This is a genomic window from Falsihalocynthiibacter sp. BN13B15 (assembly GCF_041205415.1).
Classification (GTDB): domain Bacteria; phylum Pseudomonadota; class Alphaproteobacteria; order Rhodobacterales; family Rhodobacteraceae; genus Falsihalocynthiibacter; species Falsihalocynthiibacter arcticus.
This window is the reverse complement of record NZ_JBGFCE010000097.1, coordinates 1-386: the sequence shown is the minus strand read 5'-3', so window position 1 is coordinate 386 and position 386 is coordinate 1. Positions and strand designations below refer to the sequence as shown.

Genomic DNA, 386 nt, shown 5'->3' with positions numbered 1-386 from the left:
CTTCTTTGTATGTTTGTTCTTGCGGCATTGTTCACACCTTGGCGCGATATGACAAGCGCGGCAAAAAACTATGTTGCGTGGAGGGTTCAGGCGGGGAAACCGAATCAGGCGGATGTGATGATCCCGATGGCTGACGGGGTTCGGCTTGCGACGGATGTTTACCTTCCGTCCGCACAGGGCGCGTTGCCCACGGTTCTGATGCGTTTGCCTTATGGTAAGCGTAGTTATGGTGAAGTTCGGTTTTGGGTCGATAAACTGACGCGCCGTGGATTTGTTGTTGTTGCACAAGATATGCGTGGGCGACATGGGTCCGAGGGCGTGTTTGCGCCCTATCCGCACGCGGGTTCGGACGGAGTGGCCACATTGGATTGGATTACAGCGCAGCC

Annotated in this window: 1 protein-coding gene; it reads left to right on the top strand. The window is 55.4% G+C overall.

Going from position 1 to position 386, the window contains the following annotated elements; genetic code table 11:
- A partial coding sequence (locus AB9F26_RS22340) for a CocE/NonD family hydrolase (RefSeq protein WP_369769137.1) occupies positions 1–386 on the top strand: 386 nt, incomplete at both ends.